We start from the raw sequence: 18,380 nt of genomic DNA, 5'->3' as shown, positions 1-18,380 counted from the left end.
TTCCGTAGCGTAGGGGAGTGCCCGAACCGACGCCGTCCCGCTCGGTCGACCCGGACCGGCCGCCCCTCGACGCGGACCGGGTGGCGTCCGCGCTCACCGCCGGCAGCGCCCTGTGGCGCTCGCTGGAGGTCGTGGAGGAGGTGGGCTCCACCAACGCCGTCCTCGCGGCCGCCGCAGCGCAGGAGGCCCCCGAGGGCACCGTGCTGGTCGCCGAGTACCAGGCCACCGGCCGCGGGCGCCTGGACCGCACCTGGGCCTCACCGCCCCGCGCGGGCCTCACCGTCTCCCTCCTCCTGCGCCCCGACGTCCCCGCCGCGCGGCGGGGCTGGCTGCCGCTGCTGACCGGCGTCGCGCTCGCCGAGGCCGTCGCCGACGTGCCCGGCGTCCGGGCGTCGCTGAAGTGGCCCAACGACCTGCTCGCCGCCGACGGCGCCAAGCTCGCCGGCATCCTGGCCGAGGTGGCGTCCGGCGCGGTGGTCGTCGGGGTGGGGCTCAACGTCTCCACCCGCGCCGACGAGCTGCCCGAAGGCGGCACCTCCCTCGCCCTGGCCGCCGGGGCGCCGGTCGACCGGGGGGAGGTGCTGCTGCGGTTCCTGCGGGGGTTCGAGCGCCGCTACCTGTCCTGGGTGCAGGCCCTGGGGGACCCGGTCGGCACGGGCCTGGCCCGCGACTACCTGGCGTGGTGCGCCACGGTCGGGACGCCGGTCGTGGTCACCCTGCCCGACGGCTCCACCGTGGACGGCGTGGCCGAGGCGGTGGACTGGGACGGCCGGCTCGTCGTCCGGACGACGGGTGGGCGACTGGAGCTGGCCAGCGGTGACGTGCGACACGTGCGGACACACGCCGGAGAACTGTGACGCTCCGACTCCGCTGCGTCATCCTGCTCGGGTGCCCTACCCGGACAAGCTGCTGGCCGACGACGAAGAGGTCGTCCGGCACCTGCACCCGCACTGGCTGACGATCTCCTGGCCGGTCGTGGCGTTCCTGCTCGTGGTGGGCACGGCCTCCTTCGGCGCCGCGCTCGTCCCCGAGGGGAGCCGGCAGGGCGTGGTGCGGATGGTGGTCGCGGGCATCGCGCTGGTCCTGCTGACGTGGTCCGTGCTGGTGCCGCTGCTGCGGTGGCGGACCACCCACTACGTGATCACGACCCACCGGCTGCTCTTCCGCGAGGGTGTCCTCGCACGCCGGGGCCGCGACATCGGGCTGTCCCGCATCGCCGACGTCTCCTACCGGCAGACGTTGTGGGAGCGGCTGATCGGCTCCGGCACGCTGACCATCGAGACGGTCGGCGACGGCGGTGCCACGGTGCTGCGGCAGATCCCCGACAGCGACGGGGTGCAGCAACTGCTCAACCACATGATCGAGGAGGACGCCGACCGCCGGGTGCAGGAGTCGGCGGCCTACGTGAACGGCTGGGAGAGCCCGTACCCGACGGCCCGGTTCTGACCGGCCGCGGCGCGGTGTGACGGTTCCGTCACGGCGCGCCTGGGCGGTTCTGTCGGTACCGCGACCTACTTTCTGCGCCCATGCGGCTGCTGCACACCTCCGACTGGCACATCGGCCGCTCCCTGCACGGCGCCGACCTCCTCCGCGAGCAGGAGACGGTGCTCTCCGGCCTGGCCGACGTCGTCGTCGCCGAGTCGGTCCACGCGGTGGTCGTCGCCGGTGACGTCTACGACCGCGCGGTGCCCTCGGCCGACGCGACCGCGGTGCTCGACCGGGTCGTCGGCCGCCTGCTGCGCGCCGGCGCCACCGTCGTCCTGACCCCGGGCAACCACGACTCCGCACGCCGGCTGGGCACCTTCTCCGGGCTGCTGTCGGTCGCGGGCCTGCACGTGCGCGCCTCGACCGCCGGGCTCGACGAGCCGGTGCTGCTGCGCGACGAGCACGGTGAGGTCGCCGTCTACGGGCTGCCGTACCTGGAGCCGGAGATCGCGCGGCACGAGCTCGGGGGTGGGCGGGAGAACAGCCTGGCGCGCACCCACGAGGCGGTGCTGACCGAGGCGATGGACCGCGTGCGCGCCGACCTCTTCCTCCGCCCCGGTACGCGGTCGGTCGTGCTGGCCCACGCCTTCGTCGGGGGCGGGGTGGCCAGCGACAGCGAGCGCGACATCTGCGTCGGTGGTGTCGACCTGGTGCCCGGCGCGGTCTTCGACGGCGTCGACTACGTGGCCCTCGGGCACCTGCACCGGCCGCAGACGCTCACCCCGCGGCTGCGGTACAGCGGCTCGCCCCTGGCCTACTCCTTCGGTGAGGCCGGCCAGCAGAAGCAGGCCTGGCTGGTAGACCTCGACGCCACCGGTCTCGCCGGGGTGCGGACGCTGCCCCTGCCCACGCCGCGCCCGCTGACCGTCCTCACCGGCACCCTCGCCGAGCTGCTCGACGACCCGGCGCACGCCGACGTCGAGGAGCACTTCCTCTCCGCACGGCTGACCGACGCCGTCCGCCCGGCCGACCCGATGCGCCGGCTGCGCACCCGCTTCCCGCACTGCGTGCACCTGGAGTGGGCCGGCGGCGGTACCGGGGGAGACGGCCGCAGCTACCAGGAGCGGCTGCGCGGCCGGCCCGACCTCGACGTGGCCGGTGAGTTCGTCTCCCACGTCCGCGGCGGCGTGGGGGCCACGGCCGCCGAGCGTGAGCTCCTGGCCCGGGCCCTGGGCGCCGAGGCCCGCGAGGAGGCGGCCCGGTGAGGCTGCACTCGCTCACCCTGTCCGCCTTCGGCCCCTTCGCCGGCACCGAGACCGTCGACGTCGACGACGTCGCCCGCGACGGGCTGTTCCTGTTGTGGGGGCCCACCGGCGCCGGCAAGACGACCCTGCTCGACGCGGTGGTCTTCGCCCTCTACGGCACCGTGCCCGGTGCCCGCGGCGAGGAGAAACGGCTGCGCAGCGACCACGCCGACGCCGCCACCCGCACCGAGGTCTCCCTCGAGCTCACCCTCGCCGGGGAACGGCTGCTCGTGCTGCGCCGCCCCGAGCAGACCCGCCCGAAGAAGCGCGGCGCCGGGGAGACGACCGAGCAGGCCAGGCTCCTCGTCCAGCGGTGGGACGGCGCCGGTTGGCAGCCGGTCAGCACCCGGATCGACGAGGGCTCGGAGTACTTGCGGGTGCGGCTGGGGCTGTCGGCCGAGCAGTTCTGCCAGGTGGTGCTGCTGCCGCAGGGCGACTTCGCCCGGTTCCTGCGCGCCGAGCCCGAGGACCGCGCGCGGCTGCTGCGCACCCTCTTCGACGTCGGCCGGTTCGCCCGCGCCGAGGAGTGGCTGGCCACCGAGCGGCGCAGCGCCGAGGAGACGCTGCGCGCCGACCGGCACCGGATCAGCACGCTGCTGCACCGGGTCGCCCAGATCGCCGACGTCGAGGTGCCCGAGGACCTGGCCCCCGAGCTGGTCGGCGCCCACCCGGGGACGTCGGTCGGCTCCTGGGTGACCGCCGTCCGCGCCCGCGCCGCCGGCGACCTGACCCGGGCCGCGGCCGCGGCCGAGGAGGCCGCCGACGCCGGCTCCCGGCTGGACGCCGAGCTCGCCGCGGCCCGTGCCCTGGCCGGGCGGCACGACCGCCGCGACCGCGCCCGCGAGGAGCTGGCCCGGCTGACGGAGCGGGAGGAGCAGCTCACGCCCCTGCGGGCCCGTGCCGGCGCCGGGCGCCGCGCCGAGGCGCTGCGCGACGTCCTGGAGGCGGCCGGCCGCTCCGCGCTGGAGGCCGAGGCCGCCGCCGCGGCGCTGACCTCGGCGCGGGCCGCCTGGACGGCGGTGGCCGACGGGCGGGAGGCCGACCTCCTGCTCGCCCGGGAACTGCGCGACGACGCCGCCGCGGCCCGGGCGCTGGCCCCGGAGGCCGAGCGGGCGCGGGGGCTCGTCCGCGAGCTGGCCCGGCTCGCGCGGGACGTCGAGGCGCTCACCGTCCGCTGCGCTGACGGCGCCCGTGCCGCGCAGGCCTGGCCCGGCCGGGTCGCCGACGCCCAGGGGCGGCTGGACGAGGCGGGAGCGGCGGCCGCCCGGCTGCCCGGGCTGACCGCGGCGGAGGAGGCCGCCCGGACGGCGCTGGCCGCCGCGACCGCCGCCGAGCGCGTCGCCGCCGACCTCGAGACCGCCCGAGCCGCGGCCGAGGCCGCGCGGAGCTCCTGGCTGGAGGCCCGCGAGGACCTCGTGGAGCTGCGGACCGCCCGCCTCGACGGGATGGCGGCGGAGCTGGCGGCCGGGCTCGTGCCGGGCGCCGACTGCCCGGTGTGCGGCGCCACCGAGCACCCGCGGCCGGCTCTGCCGACCGGCCGGGGCGTCTCCGCCGACGACGAGGAGCGGGCCCGGGCCGCAGCCGACGCCGCGGAGGCACGAGCCGCCGCCGCCCGGCGGGTCGTCGACGAACGGGACCGCGAGCTGGCGGTGCTCCGCGCGCGGGCCGGGGAGCTCCCGGTACCGCAGCTGGCCGCCCGGGCGGCCGAGGCGCGCGCCGAGCTCGACGCGGTCGCCGCGTCCGCCGCGGCCGCCGACGACGCCCGGCGGGGGCTGGTGGAGGCCGAGGCGGGCCGGGAGGCAGCAGCGGCCGCGCTCGCGGCCGACCGCGAGGAGCTGCAGCGCCGCACCGTGGAGCGGACGGCCCGCGAGGACGCCCTGCGGGAGCTGACCGAGCGGCTGGACGCCGCCCGGGGCACGGATGCCGACCTGCCTGCCCGGGTCCGCCGGCTCACCACGGCGGCGGAGCGCTGCGAGGCGGTCGTCGCCGCCGAGGCCGAGGAGCTCCGCGCCCGTACCGCCGCCGCGGCCGCCCGGCGCACCGCGGCCGACCGCGCCGCGACGGCGGGGTTCGACGACCTCCTCGACGCCGCGGCCGCCCTGTTGGAGACCGACCGGCTCGCCGCCCTGGAGCAGCGGATCCGGGAGCACGACGAGGCCCGCTCGGTCGTCGTCGCCACCCTGGCCGACCCCGAGCTCACCGACCTGCCGGCGCGGCCCGACCTCGCCGCCCTCGAGCAGCGGTGTGCGAGCCTCACCGCCCGGCGGGAGGAGGCGGTCGCCGCCCTCGACCAGGCCCGCCGCTGCTCTAATGCCCTCGACGCACTGGCCGGCGAGGTGGTCGCCGCGGAGGTCGAGCTCGCCGAGCGGCGGGCATGGGCCGAACAGGTCACCGGCCTGGCCGACCTCGTCACCGGCCGCGGCGCGAACACGCTGCGCATGCGGTTGCAGTCCTTCGTGCTCGCCGCCCGCCTGGAGCAGGTGGCCGAGGTGGCCAGCCGGCGGCTGCAGGACATGTCGGGTGCCCGCTACACGTTCCTGCACAGCGACGCACAGGGCCGGCACGGCGCCCGCGGCGGCCTGGGCCTGGACGTGTTCGACGAGTACACCGGCACCCGCCGGCCGACCAAGACCCTGTCCGGCGGCGAGAGCTTCATGGCCTCCCTCGCGCTGGCGCTCGGGCTGGCCGACGTCGTCACCGCCGAGGCCGGGGGCGTGCAGATGGACACCCTGTTCGTCGACGAGGGCTTCGGCACGCTCGACGCGCAGGCGCTGGACGCGGTGATGAACGTGCTCGACGAGCTGCGCCGCGGCGGCCGGACGGTCGGCGTCATCAGCCACCTCGAGGAGTTGCGCACCCGCATCCCCACCCGCCTGGAGGTCATCGCGGGACGGCACGGGTCGCGCCTGGCGAGCTGACCGGCGAAAGTGACGGACCCGTCACACCGCGTGTCGACACTGTCTAGTAAGTGCGCTTGGCTAGCCTGCACTCACTGAGCGTCACCTCTCCGTCTGTGGCACGGCTGCCACAGACGTCATCGGTGCGCATCCCGGCGCGTCGGCGCTCAGCCCGTCCACGAGTCGAGGTCAACAGATGAAGCAGCGGTCCCGCCGCGTACTGCTCGGCCTGGCGGTCCTGGTGGCCGTCGGCGCCGCAGCCTTCGTCCTCACCCGCAGCTGGCAGGACGGCGGAGTCGAGACGACGGCCGCCCTGCCGACCATCCCCGCCGAGGCGGGCGCGGCCGGACCCACGGGCGGATCGACACCCGGGGCGGCCACCCCCACCGGCGCCGCCGACGAGGAGGACGAGCCGGCCGACGCGCCCGCCGCCCAGTCGCCGGCCCTCGACACCGCGCGCCCCACGGAGGCCGACCTGGTCGTCACCTACAGCGGGTTCGACGTCCCCACGGGTGCGGTGCTGGTCGGCGCGTACGTCGCCGGCGTCCTCGAGAACGGCGGGGAGTGCGGCCTGAGCCTCTCCGACGGGTCGACCGAGCGGACCGCCACGGTCGAGGCCGTGGCCGACGCCCGGACCACCAGCTGCGGTGAGCTCACGCTGCCGGAGATGACGCCGGGCTCCTGGAGCGGTCAGGTGACCTACACCTCGGCTCGTGGCACCACGCTGTCCCGCGACGTCGAGGTCGTGGTGCCCTGATGCGGGGGAAGCGGGCGGCCCGGCTGCTGGGGGCCGTGGCCTGCGTCCTGGCCACGGCCTCGACTCTCGTGGTGCAGACCTCCACCGGCCCGGCCCAGGCCGCCGACCTCAGCACCTTCCGGGCCGGCAACATCATCTCCGACGCGGTGTACTTCAACTCCTCGACGATGTCCCCGGAGCAGATCCAGGCGTTCCTGGTCCAGAAGGGCAACAGCTGCACGGCCGGGGACCTGTGCATGAAGAACTACCGGACGTCGACCTACACGCGGTCCGGCACCAACTGCGCCACGTACCCGGGCGCGGAGAACGAGCGCGCGGCCGACATCATCTGGAAGGTCGCCCAGGTCTGCGGCATCAACCCGCAGGTCCTGCTGGTCACCCTGCAGAAGGAGCAGGGCCTGGTCACCGCGACCAGCCCGACGGCCAGCAAGTACCGGATCGCGATGGGCTACGGCTGCCCGGACACCGCGCCCTGTGACGCCCAGTACTACGGGTTCTTCAACCAGGTCTACATGGCCGCCTGGCAGTTCCGGCGCTACGCCACCCTGCCGCGCAACTACGGCTACAAGGCCGGCATGAACAACACCGTGTACTGGCACCCGAACGCCGCCTGCGGCTCGGCGCAGGTCTACATCGCGAACCAGGCGACGGCGAACCTCTACAACTACACGCCGTACCAGCCGAACGCCGCGGCGCTGGCGGCCGGCTACGGCACGGGCAACAGCTGCTCCTCGTACGGCAACCGCAACTTCTTCAGCTACTTCAGCGACTGGTTCGGCTCCACCCAGTTCCTCGTGACCGGGTCGATCCGCGACTGGTACTGGTCCAACGACGGGCCCGGCGTCCTCGGCGCCCCGGTGGGCAACGAGCTGACGATCAACGGCGGCTGGGTGCAGCACTTCCAGCGCGGGTCGGTCTGGGCCAGCGGGGCCGGCACCTTCGCGACGGTCAACGGGATCAACGCCGAGTACTGGGAGAACGGCGCGCGCGACGGCGTCCTCGGGTTCCCGGTCGGCCCGGAGCGGGCGATCAACGGCGGCTGGTCGCAGCAGTTCGAGCGCGGGACCGTCTACGTCAGCGCGGCCGGCTCCTTCGCGACGGTCAACGGCATCAACGCCAAGTACCAGCAGCTCGGTGGCCGGGACGGCGTGCTCGGCTTCCCGGTGGGTCCGGAGATGGCCCTGGCGGGCGGCTGGGCGCAGAACTTCGAGCGCGGGACCGTCTACGTCAGCGCGGCCGGCTCGTTCGCGACGGTCAACGGCATCAACACCGCGTACCAGCAGCTCGGCGGCTCCGGCGGTCCGCTGGGCTACCCGACGAGCCCGGAGATGACCTTCTCCGGCGGCTGGGGGCAGAACTTCGAGCGTGGGTCGGTGTACGTCACCGCCGAGGGCTCCTTCGTCACCTACAACGCGATCAACGCCGTCTACCAGCGGCTGGGGGGCCCGAACGTGCTCGGCTTCCCGAAGGGAGCCGAGCGGGGCATCACCGGCGGGTGGACCCAGCAGTTCGGCGTCGGCTCCGTCTACGTCAGCGCGGCCGGCTCCTACGCCACGGTCAACGCCATCGACGCCGAGTACCAGCGGTTGGGCGGCCCGTCCAGCGCGCTGGGTTTCCCGGCCGGCGGCGAGCGGTCCTACCCCGGCGGCTGGGGCCAGGCCTTCGAGCGGGGCTCGCTGTTCCTCAGCGCCGCGGGCACCTTCCCGACGTACAACGCGATCAACGCGCGGTACCAGCAGCTCGGCGGCCCCCGCAGCGCCCTCGGCTTCCCCGTCGGCCTGGAGCGCAGCGTCGCGGGCGGCTGGTCGCAGCAGTTCGAGCACGGCGTGCTCTACGTGAGCGCGGCGGGCTCCTGGCCGACGATCAACGCGATCCACGCCGCCTACCTGGAGCTCGGCGGTCCTGCCGGCGTCCTCGGCTTCCCGGCGGGCCCGGAGGTGGCGGTGGCCGGCGGCTGGTCCCAGCAGTTCCAGAGCGGCTCGCTGTTCCTCAGCGCCGAGGGCGCCTACCCGACGGTCAACGGCATCGACGCGAAGTACCGCCAGACGGGCGGGGCGGCGGGGCCCCTCGGTTTCCCGACGGGCTTCGAGCGCACCCTCCCCGGCGGTTGGTCGCAGGCGTTCCAGAAGGGCGGCATCTACATCAGCACGGTCGGCTCCTTCGCCGTCCTCTCGGCGGCCGACGAGGCCTACCGCGGGCTCGGGGGGCCCCGGGGCGAGCTCGGTTTCCCGACCGGCGAGGCAACTACCGTGGCCGAGGGCAGCCGGACCCCGTTCCAGCACGGGACGATCACCTGTCCGACCACCGGCAGCGGCAGCTGCACCGTCACGAGGAACTGACAGGCGCAGGACCGTTCGACCGGACACCCTGCCCACCGGCCGGCACGCACCCGCGTGCCGGCCGGTGGGCTGTGGGGAACGCGCCTGGAGGGGGAGACATGCAGAGGGTCATCGCGAACAAGTGGCTGGTGAGCGCGGGCATCACCGTGGCCTGGTGCCTGGTGGTCCTGCCGTTCACCGAGTCCGTCGCCTTCGAGCTCGACGCGGTCGACGACGCCACCGCCGTCCCGTCCTGGGCACTCAAGGCCCTCTTCGCGGTGGCCCTGTTCGCCCTCGTCGCGCTGCTGGTGGACCTCCTCGCCCGGCTCCGGGAGGGCGACGACCGGACACGCGCCGGACTGGTGATGGGCGGGGCGTACCTCGTCGTCCTGGCCGCCCTCGCGGCGCTGGTCTACCCCGGGCACTGGACGTTCGACGAGTTCCACGTGCTGCACGCGGCGCAGACCTATGCGCCCTACCACTGGCAGCACTACCTCACGGTCGTGTTCCACACCTTGTGCCTGTACCTCGTGCCGACCGGTGTGGGCATCGTGCTGGTGCAGGGGCTGCTCGCCGCGGCCGTCGTGGGCTACCTGGCCTCGGGCGTCCGGACCCTCCTCGCGGACCGGCGGCTGGCCTGGCTGGTCGTCGTGCCGTTCCTGTTCCTGCCGGTCCTGTTCGAGGTCTACCACCCGCTGCGGATGACGGCCTACAGCCTGGTCGCGCTGCTCGCCCTGGGGAAGCTCCTGCTCCTGGTGCTGGCACCGGACCTGCGCGGGGACCGCTACCGGGAGTTCGTCGGCTACAGCGTCCTGGTCACCCTCATGGCGTTCTGGCGCACGGAGGGCATCTTCTACCTGGCCCTCCTGCCCGTCGTCGCCGCGCGGCTGGGCCTGCTGCGGGAGGTGTGGCGGAAGAACGGCCGGGCCGTCGTGGCCGCCCTGGCCGGTCTGACTGTCGTGGCCTGCGGGTTCGTGCTCACCCAGAGCACGTCCCGGCCGGAGTACCAGCTCACCGCGCTGTACAACCCGCTGTCGGTGATGGTGGCCGACGAGGACCTCACCGGTGGGGACGTCGCGGCCGACTTGGCCCTGATCGACACGGTCATGGACGTCGACCACCTGCGGCAGTACTCCGACCACTCGGACATCCCCGGCTACTGGGCGCCGGGAGCGCTGCGGTCGGACTACGCCGACCACCTCGACGAGTTCTACCGCGGCGCGGTGAGCCTGGTGCTGCACAACCCCGAGGACTTCCTCGAGGCCCGGTGGAGGACCTTCGTCGCGACCAACGACCTCGACCCGGCCCGGCCCTACGTGCCGACGGGTCTGCTCTTCGCCGACGCCCCCGGCAACGAGATGCTCACGACCTTCGAGCGGGAGAACATCGGTTCACAGCCGCTGGACGACCAGGTGCGGCACAGCACGATGCGAGCCCTGCTGGTCATGCACCCCGACGGGACCGGGACGGGCCTGCGGCCGTGGGTCTGGACGACCATCCCGACCCTGGTGGGGCTGGTGGCGATGACCGTAGCCGGGCTGCTCCGCCGGCGCTGGACCTGGGGACTGCTGTCGCTGGCCCTCCTCGTGCACGCCGGCATCGTGTTCGCCTCTGCTCCGGCCTACTACTTCATGTACTACCTGCCGGTGTACGTGGTGGGGAACTTCCTGCTGGCCGTCGCGATCGTGCGCTGGCTGGACCGCCGGCTGTCCGCACGCGGAGCCCGGGTGGCGGAGGCGTCCGGGGCGGCCTGACCGGCTCGGGCGTCCGCCGCTACCCCGTCGTCCCTGAACCGACGGCGACTGGGCTGTCCAGCGTCGGTTCGGGGCCCGACCGGCCGGCGTCCGCCCACGGTCGGCCGGAGTCACCTCCCCCCGGTGATCGAGGTCTGCGGGGGCGCTGTGACCGGTGGTGCTCCAGCGCTGTGAACTTCGCCGTTCGGGTCGACCCAGCCGTATCTCGCTGTAGCGTTGGCCGCACGCACTGCAAGGGCCGCCGAGTATCCGGGGCCCGGGCCGCCGTCTGGGACGGCAGGGCAGCTCACACTCGACGGAAGTGACGTTCATGGTGCTCATCGACGGCCGCGCGCCCGGCCCCAGCCTCCTCCCGCCGGTCCCCTCCGCGCGGCCCCGTCAGGACGTCGCCGAGGGCGAGACCGAGGCGCCGTCGCCGTCCCGGGGCCTGCCGCGGGTGATCCCGCAGCTGACCGGCATCCGGGCGTTCGCGGCGCTGTGGGTGGCGTGCTTCCACTTCCGCCCGTACCTGCTGGAGAGCTTCCCGCAGAGCTGGCCGCTGACCCCGCTGTTCAACGTCGGCCACCTGGGCGTGGACCTGTTCTTCATCCTCAGCGGCTTCATCCTGACCTTCACCCACCTGGACCGGATGGCCACCGGGTGGCAGCCGCGCAAGGTGCTCGGCTTCCTCTGGCTGCGGCTGTCGCGCGTGTGGCCGGTGACCGTGGCCATGCTGTTCGTCTACGGCGCCTACCGGATCGCCCAGACCTGGGTCACCGGCGACGGTGCCTACGCCGCCTCCCTCGACGTGCGCCGGCTGCTCATGCACGTGCTCCTCATCCAGTCGTGGGGCAGTGAGCACCACGACTGGAACCCGATCGACTGGTCGATCAGCGCGGAGTGGATGGCCTACCTCGTGTTCGGCGTCCTGGTGCTGTTCCTCGCCAAGGCGCAGTCGACGCTGCGCACCCGCGCGCTGGTCCTGCTGGCCGGTGCCGCGCTCCTGCCGATGGTGCTCGTCGGCCTGTCCCTGGAGGACGGCGCGGACCTCGCCTGGAACGGCGACCAGATGATCCCGGGCATCGTGGCGCTCCGGGTGCTGTCGGAGTTCTTCGCCGGGGCGCTGGTCGCCCTCGTCGTCCAGCGCGTGGCCCGGAGCGGTCGGCAGGTGCCCCTGCTGCTCCGCCCGTCGGTCCTCGTGGTCGCGATCGTCGCCGTCATCTACCTGCTGCAGAAGTTCGACCCCGTGTGGCGGCCGCGCTTCGGGCAGGAGTGGGGCCACAACGGGCACTCCCTCTGGGGGTCGACGGAGTCCGTCGTCGTGATCCCGTTGTTCGCGCTGCTGATCGGTTCGCTGGCCCTCAGTGCCGGTGGTGTCTCGACGCTGCTGTCGAGCCGGGTGCTGGTCTGGGGCGGCAAGGTCTCCTTCGCCTTCTACCTCGTCCACTGGTTCTTCCTGGACCTGATGCTCTTCGTCATCGGGCGGAGTGACTGGGCCGACGACGTCACCTCGCTCGGCCGGCGCGGGCTGCTCGTAGCGGCGCTCACGCTGTCGGTCGTGGCCGGCTGGGCGCTGTTCCGCTTCGTCGAGGAGCCCATGCGCAAGGGCATGCGGCGGATGCTGCCCCGGTCCATCGAGGTCTGACCGCGCCGCGAGCGCCTCGCTCGCGGTTCTCTGCACCGGCCGGCCCGGGTCCACCCAGGACCCGCGCCGGCTGTGTGCTGAGGGGCCGGTTCAGTCCGCGGCGGGCTGGGGGAGGGGACGGGTCGCGTCGGGGGTCGCCACGGCCGTCGCCGGGCCGGCAGCGGGGAACACCCAACGGCGGTAGACCGTGAACCTGATCACCGTGCCCGCCGCGATCGAGCAGATGTTGGCCGCCTGCAGGACCAGACTGCTCTCCTGGCCGAGCGGGTAGCGGACGACGGCGATGACGGCCAGCCCCAGCCCGAGCGTGAGGGCGTTGACGAGCCCGAAGCGGAGGTACTCCCGACCCAGCCCTGTCCGCGCTCGGTGGCCGAACGACCAGAAGCGGTGGCCCAGAAACGCGGCGGTGAGGGACACCAGGGTGGCGCCGAGCTTGGCGCTCACCGGGTCGACGCCGACGCTGTAGAGCAGCTGGAACAGGCCCACGTCGATGAGGAAACACACGGCACCGACGACCCCGAAGGCGCTGAGCTCCCGGAGCAGCAACCGCCACCTGCTGGCGAACCGGCCGCGGAGGGGCTCGGCGGCGGGCACGGGCGCGAGTGTACGAGTGCGGCCCGGTCGCCGGGGTCCCGCAGCACTGGGAGACTGAGGCGGTGCCCCACTCGCGCCGGACCGCTTCTCTCCCGGTCTTCGTGATGGCGCTCACCGTCCTCTCCGGGTGCGGAGGTCCGGCCATCACCGGCGACGAGGCGACCCGGGCCGGGGTCTCGGCGGCGGCTGCGGGCGGTCCCGCGGTCGTGCAGGCCGGCGTCCGCAGCATGGTGGCGGTGGGCGACTCGCTCACGGCGGGCGGCGAGCCGATCCGCGGCCCGGAGGTCGACGGCGAGCTCTCCTGGATCCGGGCCGCCGTGGGGCCACAACTGGAGTTCCGCGGCGGCTGGGCGACCGGCGGCGCCACGACGGCTGACATGCGCGCCGCCGCCACCCCCATGGACGCCGACGTCCTGGTCCTCATGGGCGGCACCAACGATCTCGTGCTGGGCCGGCCGTGGGAGCGGACGCGGGAGGACCTGCTCGCCGTCGCCGACGTGGTCGGCATCGGCGCGGTGCTGCTGTCCGCCGTTCCGCCGCACGACGACCTCCCGGAGTCCGCGACCGAACTCAACCGGCAGCTGCAGGTCCTGGCCGACGAGCAGGGCTGGCAGTTCGTCGACCCGTGGGCCGACGCCCGGCAGGACGGCGCCTATGTGCCCGGGGCCAGCCTGGACGGCGTGCACCCGACACAGCGCGTGGCCGACGAGGCCGGCCTGCTCATCCGGAAGGCCCTGCTGGACGGCGCCGGGAGCCCGCCGCAGCAGCCCCGCTAACCTCGTGCTGGCATGAGCGCGCACCCGGCCCCCGCCCCCGCCCGCGGCACCCCCGCACCCCCGCAGCCCGCTGCGGGTCTCGACCCGCGCACCGGACTGCCGGTGGTGGCGATGATCGGTGGCGGGCAGCTGGCCCGCATGACGCACCAGGCCGCGATCGCCCTCGGCCAGTCGCTGCGGGTGCTCTCGACCGGGCCGGACGAGTCCGCGCCGCTGGTCGCGGCCGACGTCCGCCTCGGCGACCACCGCGACCTCGACGCGCTGATGGCCGTCGCCGAGGGCGCCACCGTGGTCACCTTCGACCACGAGCACGTCCCCACCGAGCACCTGCACGCCCTCGAGGCGGCCGGCCACCGGGTCGCCCCCGGTCCGGGCGCGCTGGTCCACGCCCAGGACAAGCTGGTCCTGCGGCGGGCCCTGGCCGAGGCGGGGGAACCCCAGCCGGCGTGGGCGGAGGTCACCTCCGTCGCCGACGTCACCGCGTTCGCCGACCGGCACGGCTGGCCCGTGGTGCTCAAGACGCCGCGCGGCGGTTACGACGGCAAGGGCGTCTTCGTGGTGGACGACGCCGCCGCGGCCACCGACCTGGTCGAGCGGCACGGCGTGCTCCTGGCCGAGGAGCGGGTGCCGCTGGTGCGCGAGCTGGCCGCCCTGGTCGCCCGGTCCCCGTTCGGGCAGGTCGCCGTCTGGCCGGTCGTCGAGACCGTGCAGCGCGACGGCATCAACACCGAGGTGCTCGCGCCCGCCCCGGGACTGGACGAGGCCATCGCGACCGCCGCCCAGGAGCTCGCCGTCCGCGTCGCCGAGCGGGTGGGCGTCGTCGGGGTGATGGCCGTCGAGCTGTTCCAGACCGCCGACGGCGTCCTGGTCAACGAGCTCGCCATGCGGCCGCACAACTCCGGGCACTGGACGATCGAGGGTTCCCGCACCAGCCAGTTCGAGCAGCACCTGCGCGCCGTCCTGGACTACCCGCTGGGTGCGACGGCGATGACCGCGCCGGTCGTGGTGATGGCCAACGTGCTCGGCGGGAGGGCTGCGGCGGAGGGGTGGTCCGGCCCCGCGATCGACGAGCGCGTGCACCACCTCATGGCGCACTGGCCCGACGTGAAGCTGCACTGGTACGGCAAGGGGCAGCGCCCCGGTCGCAAGCTCGGCCACGTGACGGCGCTGGGCGACGACCTCGACCAGGTGCGGGCCCGCGCGGTGGCCGCCGCCCGCTACCTGGCCGACGGCGAGATCGACCCGGCGTTCGCGTTCGAGACCGACCACTAGGAGACCCGTGGACCCGATCGTCGGCATCGTCATGGGCAGCGACTCCGACTGGCCGATGATGGAGCCCGCCGCGGAGGCGCTCGCCGAGTTCGGCGTCCCGTACGAGGTGCACGTCGTCTCCGCCCACCGCACCCCCCGCCGGATGCTGGACTACGCCGAGTCCGCCGCCGGGCGCGGACTGCGGGTCGTCATCGCCGGTGCCGGGGGAGCGGCCCACCTCCCGGGGATGGTCGCCGCGGCGACGCCGCTGCCTGTGATCGGCGTCCCGCGGCCGCTGGACCGCCTGGACGGCCTGGACAGCCTGCTGTCGATCGTGCAGATGCCGGCCGGGGTGCCGGTGGCGACGGTGTCGATCGGGGGCGGCCGCAACGCCGGGCTGCTGGCCGTCCGCATCCTGGCCGCCGGCGACCCGGAGCTGCGGGCCGCCGTGGAGCGCTTCCAGGTCGAGCTGGCCGATTCGGTGGTCGCCCGGGACGCCGCGCTGCAGGAGCGGCTCGCCTCCTCCTGACGGGGGCGTGTGCATCGTCATCCGAGGTCGGCCGTCCTACCATCTACCCGTGGGTAACAACGCCGGCGGGCTGTACGCGCTGACCGAGGAGCACGACGCGATCCGGGCCGCGGTCCGGGACATCGCCGAGCGGGAGATCGCCCCGTTCGCCGCCGAGGTGGACGCCGAGTCCCGTTACCCCATCGAGGCGCAGAAGGCGCTGACCGCAGCGGGCTTCCACGCCACGCACATCCCCGAGGAGTACGGCGGCGAGGGCGCGGACCCGATCGCGACCTGCATCGTCATCGAGGAGGTCGCCCGCGTCGACGCGTCGGCCTCGCTGATCCCGGCGGTCAACAAGCTCGGCTCGATGCCGATCATCCTGTCGGCGTCGGAGGAGCTCAAGCAGGCCGTGCTGCCCTCCATCGCCGCCGGTGAGGCGATGATCAGCTACGGGCTGTCGGAGCGCGAGGCCGGCTCCGACGCCGCCGCGATGAAGACCCGCGCCCGGCGCGAGGGCGACTCCTGGGTGCTCAACGGCACCAAGGCCTGGATCACCAACTCCGGCGTCTCCAGCTGGTACACGGTCATGGCCGTCACCGACCCGGACAAGGGTGCCAACGGCATCTCCGCGTTCGTCGTGCACGCCGACGACCCGGGCTTCGCCGTCGGGCCCAAGGAACGGAAGATGGGCATCAAGGGCTCGCCGACCTGCGAGCTGTACTTCACCGACTGCACCATCCCGGCCGACCGGGTCATCGGCGAGCCCGGCACCGGCTTCAAGACCGCGCTGCGGACGCTGGACTTCACCCGCCCGACCATTGGCGCCCAGGCCGTCGGCATCGCCCAGGGCGCGCTGGACGCGGCGGTGGCGTACACCCGCGAGCGCCGCCAGTTCGGTCGGGCCGTCTCGGACTTCCAGGGCGTGCAATTCATGCTCGCCGACATGGCCATGCAGATCGAGGCCGCCCGCCACCTGGTCTACGTCGCCGCCGCCCGCGGCGAGACCGGCGGCCCGGACCTCGGCCGGCTGTGCGCCGCGGCCAAGGCGTTCGCCTCCGACGTCGCGATGCGGGTGACCACCGACGCCGTCCAGCTGTTCGGCGGCGCCGGCTACACCCAGGACTTCCCCGTCGAGCGGATGATGCGCGACGCGAAGATCACCCAGATCTACGAGGGCACCAACCAGATCCAGCGCATGGTCATTGCCCGGAGCCTGCTGAAGTAGCGCAACGCCGGGACGCCGCGGTGTGGACCCGTCGACGCGTGCTCGTGGCCGGCGGCCGGCTCACCGCGGCGGGCCTGCTGGCCGGTTGCGGCGTCCCGCTCCCGGCCGGGCCGTCGTCCGCCGGGCGGGGCGCCGCGGCGGTGCTCTCGGCACGACCGGGGAGCGGGTTCCCGCTGCCGCCGAGGGACGTGGCCGCGGGCACCGGGCCGCTCGGGCTGGGCGTGGATCGCGAGCCGCTGCTGCACGTCCCGCCCGGCGTGGCCCTCGACCGGCCGGTGCCCCTCGTGGTCACCCTGCACGGCGCCGGTGGCGACGCCGCGGGTGGGCTGGCGCTGCTCCAGCAGCCGGCCGACGAGCGCGGGCTGCTGCTGCTGGCCCCGGCGTCCCGGGGGCCGACCTGGGACGCGGTCACCGGCGGCTACGGCCCCGACGCCGAGCTGCTCGACCAGGCCCTGGCGCGGGTGTTCGCCGTGCTGCCGGTGGACCCCCGGCGGGTGGCCGTCGCGGGGTTCTCGGACGGCGCCTCGTACGCGTTGGGCCTGGGCCTGGCCAACGGCGGTCTGCTCGCGCGGGTGGTCGCGTTCTCGCCCGGTTTCGTCCCCGTGGGCCCGCGTGACGGGCGGCCGGAGGTCTTCGTCTCGCACGGCGACCGGGACGACGTCCTGCCGATCGCGCGGACCAGCCGTCGCCTGGTGCCCGGACTGCGGGACGCCGGGATCGACGTCACCTACCGCGAGTTCTCCGGCGGCCACGTCGTGCCGCCGGAGGTGGTGCAGGAGGCGGTGGACTGGCTGACCCGCCCGTGACGCGTGCGCATCGGGAGGGCACTCACCCGAGCAGGCGGGAGACCCCCGACAGCCGGGAGTCGCCCGCCATCGCGGCCAGCCAGGCCGACCAGCCGGGCCGGGACCGCATCGCCTCCAGTGCGGCACGGGCGCCGGCCCGGTCGCCGCGCTGCGAGGCGGCCAGCGCCGCGTAGAGGTCCCGGGCGCCCTCGGGGGCGAACAGCGCCAGGTGCTCGTAGTCCCGCTCGTCGTAGGCCCGCTGCAGGTTGCGCAGCATCCGCAGCTGGGCCACCGGGTCACCGGAGTCGTCGACCCGCAGGTCCATCCGCACGCCGTCGTCCTCGTCGGTGGCGGGGGAGCCGCTGACCACCAGCAGCGCCGCGGACTGCCGGCCGCGGACGTCCCCACCGGCGTCCTGCCCGGCCGTCAGGGCCGCGAGCAGGCGGTCGGGCAGGTCACCGCGGGCCGCGGTGAACGCCTGGGCCATCGCCGGCAGCACCTCCGGGGAGGCGAGCATGTTGCCCTGGACGCTCATCCCGTCGCCCACCAGGTGCCCGCTGACCGGGAAGGACCCGCGCCCGGTGTCGGCGGCGACCCGCCCGACGGCGTCCAGGACGGCGATCTGCCGGTCGGCGTCCTCGGCCGAGTGCGCGGCCCGCTTGACCAGGTCGGCCGGGGCCGCGCCGTCCTCGAGGCCGTGCAGCAGCGCCGGACCGAGCCCGCGCCGGCTGCGCGCCTGGACCGCCACCACGCCCACGCCCGGCCGGGCGGTGGGCACCGCCCGGCCGACGGCGAGGATGCACGAGGAGACGGCGATGCCCAGGTCGCCGGTCCGCGGGTCGCGCGCGACGACCGAGAAGGTCACCGGACCCCCTCGCCGGCATCGGTCGGCGCGGAGCCGCGACGGTCGCTCGCGCCCCCGGTCACACCCCGACCGGGAGCTGCATCTCGTGGACGTCGTCGGCGACGGTGAGCGGGGCGCCGGTCGCGGCGGCGACCTCGTCGGGGGTCACGCCCGGGGCGGTCTCGCGGAGGGTGAAGCCGGCGGGGGTGATGTCGATGACGGCGAGGTCGGTGATGACGCGGTCGACGCAGGCCTTGCCGGTCAGCGGCAGGGTGCACTCCTGCACCAGCTTGGGGCTGCCGTCGCGGGCGGTGT

At 74.6% G+C, this 18,380-nt stretch carries 16 protein-coding genes; 13 read left to right on the top strand and 3 right to left on the bottom strand.

The window, feature by feature from the left end:
• Nucleotides 1-17 precede the first annotated feature (17 nt).
• The 8 genes from ACI78V_RS00080 to ACI78V_RS00045 all read left to right on the top strand — a co-directional run bounded on the left by ACI78V_RS00080 (nt 18) and on the right by ACI78V_RS00045 (nt 12,079).
• Complete coding sequence (locus ACI78V_RS00080) at nt 18-857, top strand: biotin--[acetyl-CoA-carboxylase] ligase (protein WP_456847746.1); 840 nt, start codon at nt 18-20, stop codon at nt 855-857.
• A gap of 31 nt (nt 858-888) precedes the next feature.
• On the top strand, nt 889-1,446 hold the full coding sequence (locus tag ACI78V_RS00075; RefSeq protein WP_456847745.1) for a PH domain-containing protein: 558 nt from the start codon (nt 889-891) through the stop codon (nt 1,444-1,446).
• Nucleotides 1,447-1,526: 80 nt separating this feature from the next.
• Nucleotides 1,527-2,690, top strand: coding sequence for an exonuclease SbcCD subunit D (locus tag ACI78V_RS00070; RefSeq protein ID WP_456847744.1), 1,164 nt, complete (start codon nt 1,527-1,529; stop codon nt 2,688-2,690).
• On the top strand, nt 2,687-5,647 hold the full coding sequence (locus ACI78V_RS00065; RefSeq protein WP_456847743.1) for an AAA family ATPase: 2,961 nt from the start codon (nt 2,687-2,689) through the stop codon (nt 5,645-5,647). The genes ACI78V_RS00070 and ACI78V_RS00065 overlap by 4 nt, the downstream gene beginning before the upstream one ends.
• A 175-nt stretch (nt 5,648-5,822) precedes the next feature.
• Nucleotides 5,823-6,383 carry a hypothetical protein gene (locus ACI78V_RS00060; RefSeq protein ID WP_456847742.1) on the top strand — a complete coding sequence of 187 codons (561 nt, stop codon included), beginning with the start codon at nt 5,823-5,825 and terminating at the stop codon, nt 6,381-6,383.
• Nucleotides 6,383-8,722, top strand: coding sequence for an LGFP repeat-containing protein (locus ACI78V_RS00055; RefSeq protein WP_456847741.1), 2,340 nt, complete (start codon nt 6,383-6,385; stop codon nt 8,720-8,722). The genes ACI78V_RS00060 and ACI78V_RS00055 overlap by 1 nt, the downstream gene beginning before the upstream one ends.
• A 98-nt stretch (nt 8,723-8,820) precedes the next feature.
• Nucleotides 8,821-10,455 carry a hypothetical protein gene (locus tag ACI78V_RS00050; RefSeq protein ID WP_456847740.1) on the top strand — a complete coding sequence of 545 codons (1,635 nt, stop codon included), beginning with the start codon at nt 8,821-8,823 and terminating at the stop codon, nt 10,453-10,455.
• Nucleotides 10,456-10,765: 310 nt separating this feature from the next.
• Nucleotides 10,766-12,079, top strand: a complete 1,314-nt coding sequence (locus tag ACI78V_RS00045) for an acyltransferase family protein (RefSeq protein ID WP_456848189.1) — start codon at nt 10,766-10,768, stop codon at nt 12,077-12,079.
• A 90-nt stretch (nt 12,080-12,169) separates the two neighbouring features.
• On the opposite strand, the gene ACI78V_RS00040 is transcribed toward ACI78V_RS00045, so the two are convergent.
• Nucleotides 12,170-12,673: a GtrA family protein gene (locus ACI78V_RS00040; protein ID WP_456847739.1), complete on the bottom strand. Its 504-nt coding sequence runs from the start codon at nt 12,671-12,673 to the stop codon at nt 12,170-12,172.
• Between the two features lie 62 nt (nt 12,674-12,735).
• Between ACI78V_RS00040 and ACI78V_RS00035 the strand changes: the two genes are divergently transcribed.
• Genes ACI78V_RS00035 through ACI78V_RS00015 form a run of 5 tightly spaced genes read left to right on the top strand, consistent with a single transcriptional unit; the run spans nt 12,736 to nt 17,242 of the window.
• The gene (locus ACI78V_RS00035; protein ID WP_456847738.1) at nt 12,736-13,449 is read left to right on the top strand and encodes an SGNH/GDSL hydrolase family protein; all 714 of its coding nucleotides are present in this window, start codon (nt 12,736-12,738) and stop codon (nt 13,447-13,449) included.
• Nucleotides 13,450-13,461: 12 nt separating this feature from the next.
• On the top strand, nt 13,462-14,721 hold the full coding sequence (locus tag ACI78V_RS00030; RefSeq protein WP_456847737.1) for a 5-(carboxyamino)imidazole ribonucleotide synthase: 1,260 nt from the start codon (nt 13,462-13,464) through the stop codon (nt 14,719-14,721).
• A 7-nt stretch (nt 14,722-14,728) separates the two neighbouring features.
• On the top strand, nt 14,729-15,229 hold the full coding sequence (gene purE, locus ACI78V_RS00025; protein WP_456847736.1) for a 5-(carboxyamino)imidazole ribonucleotide mutase: 501 nt from the start codon (nt 14,729-14,731) through the stop codon (nt 15,227-15,229).
• Between the two features lie 49 nt (nt 15,230-15,278).
• Nucleotides 15,279-16,436, top strand: a complete 1,158-nt coding sequence (locus ACI78V_RS00020) for an acyl-CoA dehydrogenase family protein (protein WP_456847735.1) — start codon at nt 15,279-15,281, stop codon at nt 16,434-16,436.
• Nucleotides 16,437-16,456: 20 nt separating this feature from the next.
• A complete protein-coding gene (locus ACI78V_RS00015; RefSeq protein ID WP_456847734.1) occupies nt 16,457-17,242 on the top strand; it encodes a phospholipase in 786 nt (261 codons plus the stop codon).
• Nucleotides 17,243-17,264: 22 nt separating this feature from the next.
• Here ACI78V_RS00015 and ACI78V_RS00010 read toward each other — a convergent pair whose 3' ends face one another.
• The gene (locus tag ACI78V_RS00010) at nt 17,265-18,086 is read right to left on the bottom strand and encodes a DUF1028 domain-containing protein (RefSeq protein ID WP_456847733.1); all 822 of its coding nucleotides are present in this window, start codon (nt 18,084-18,086) and stop codon (nt 17,265-17,267) included.
• Nucleotides 18,087-18,144: 58 nt separating this feature from the next.
• The coding region (locus ACI78V_RS00005) for a CoA-transferase (RefSeq protein WP_456847732.1) at nt 18,145-18,380 on the bottom strand (236 nt) is incomplete at its 5' end.

The organism is Geodermatophilus sp. SYSU D00742, assembly GCF_054049935.1.
Note: the sequence above shows the minus strand (reverse complement) of the source record. Positions and strands in the feature narration are given on the sequence as shown.

Bases quoted from the DNA above. Each gene is read 5' to 3' on its own strand.
- ACI78V_RS00070 (WP_456847744.1), top strand. From the start codon at position 1,527: ATGCGGCTGCTGCACACCTCCGACTGGCACATCGGCCGCTCCCTGCAC.
- ACI78V_RS00060 (WP_456847742.1), top strand. From the start codon at position 5,823: ATGAAGCAGCGGTCCCGCCGCGTACTGCTCGGCCTGGCGGTCCTGGTG.
- ACI78V_RS00050 (WP_456847740.1), top strand. From the start codon at position 8,821: ATGCAGAGGGTCATCGCGAACAAGTGGCTGGTGAGCGCGGGCATCACC.
- ACI78V_RS00055 (WP_456847741.1), top strand. From the start codon at position 6,383: ATGCGGGGGAAGCGGGCGGCCCGGCTGCTGGGGGCCGTGGCCTGCGTC.
- ACI78V_RS00030 (WP_456847737.1), top strand. From the start codon at position 13,462: ATGAGCGCGCACCCGGCCCCCGCCCCCGCCCGCGGCACCCCCGCACCC.
- ACI78V_RS00045 (WP_456848189.1), top strand. From the start codon at position 10,766: ATGGTGCTCATCGACGGCCGCGCGCCCGGCCCCAGCCTCCTCCCGCCG.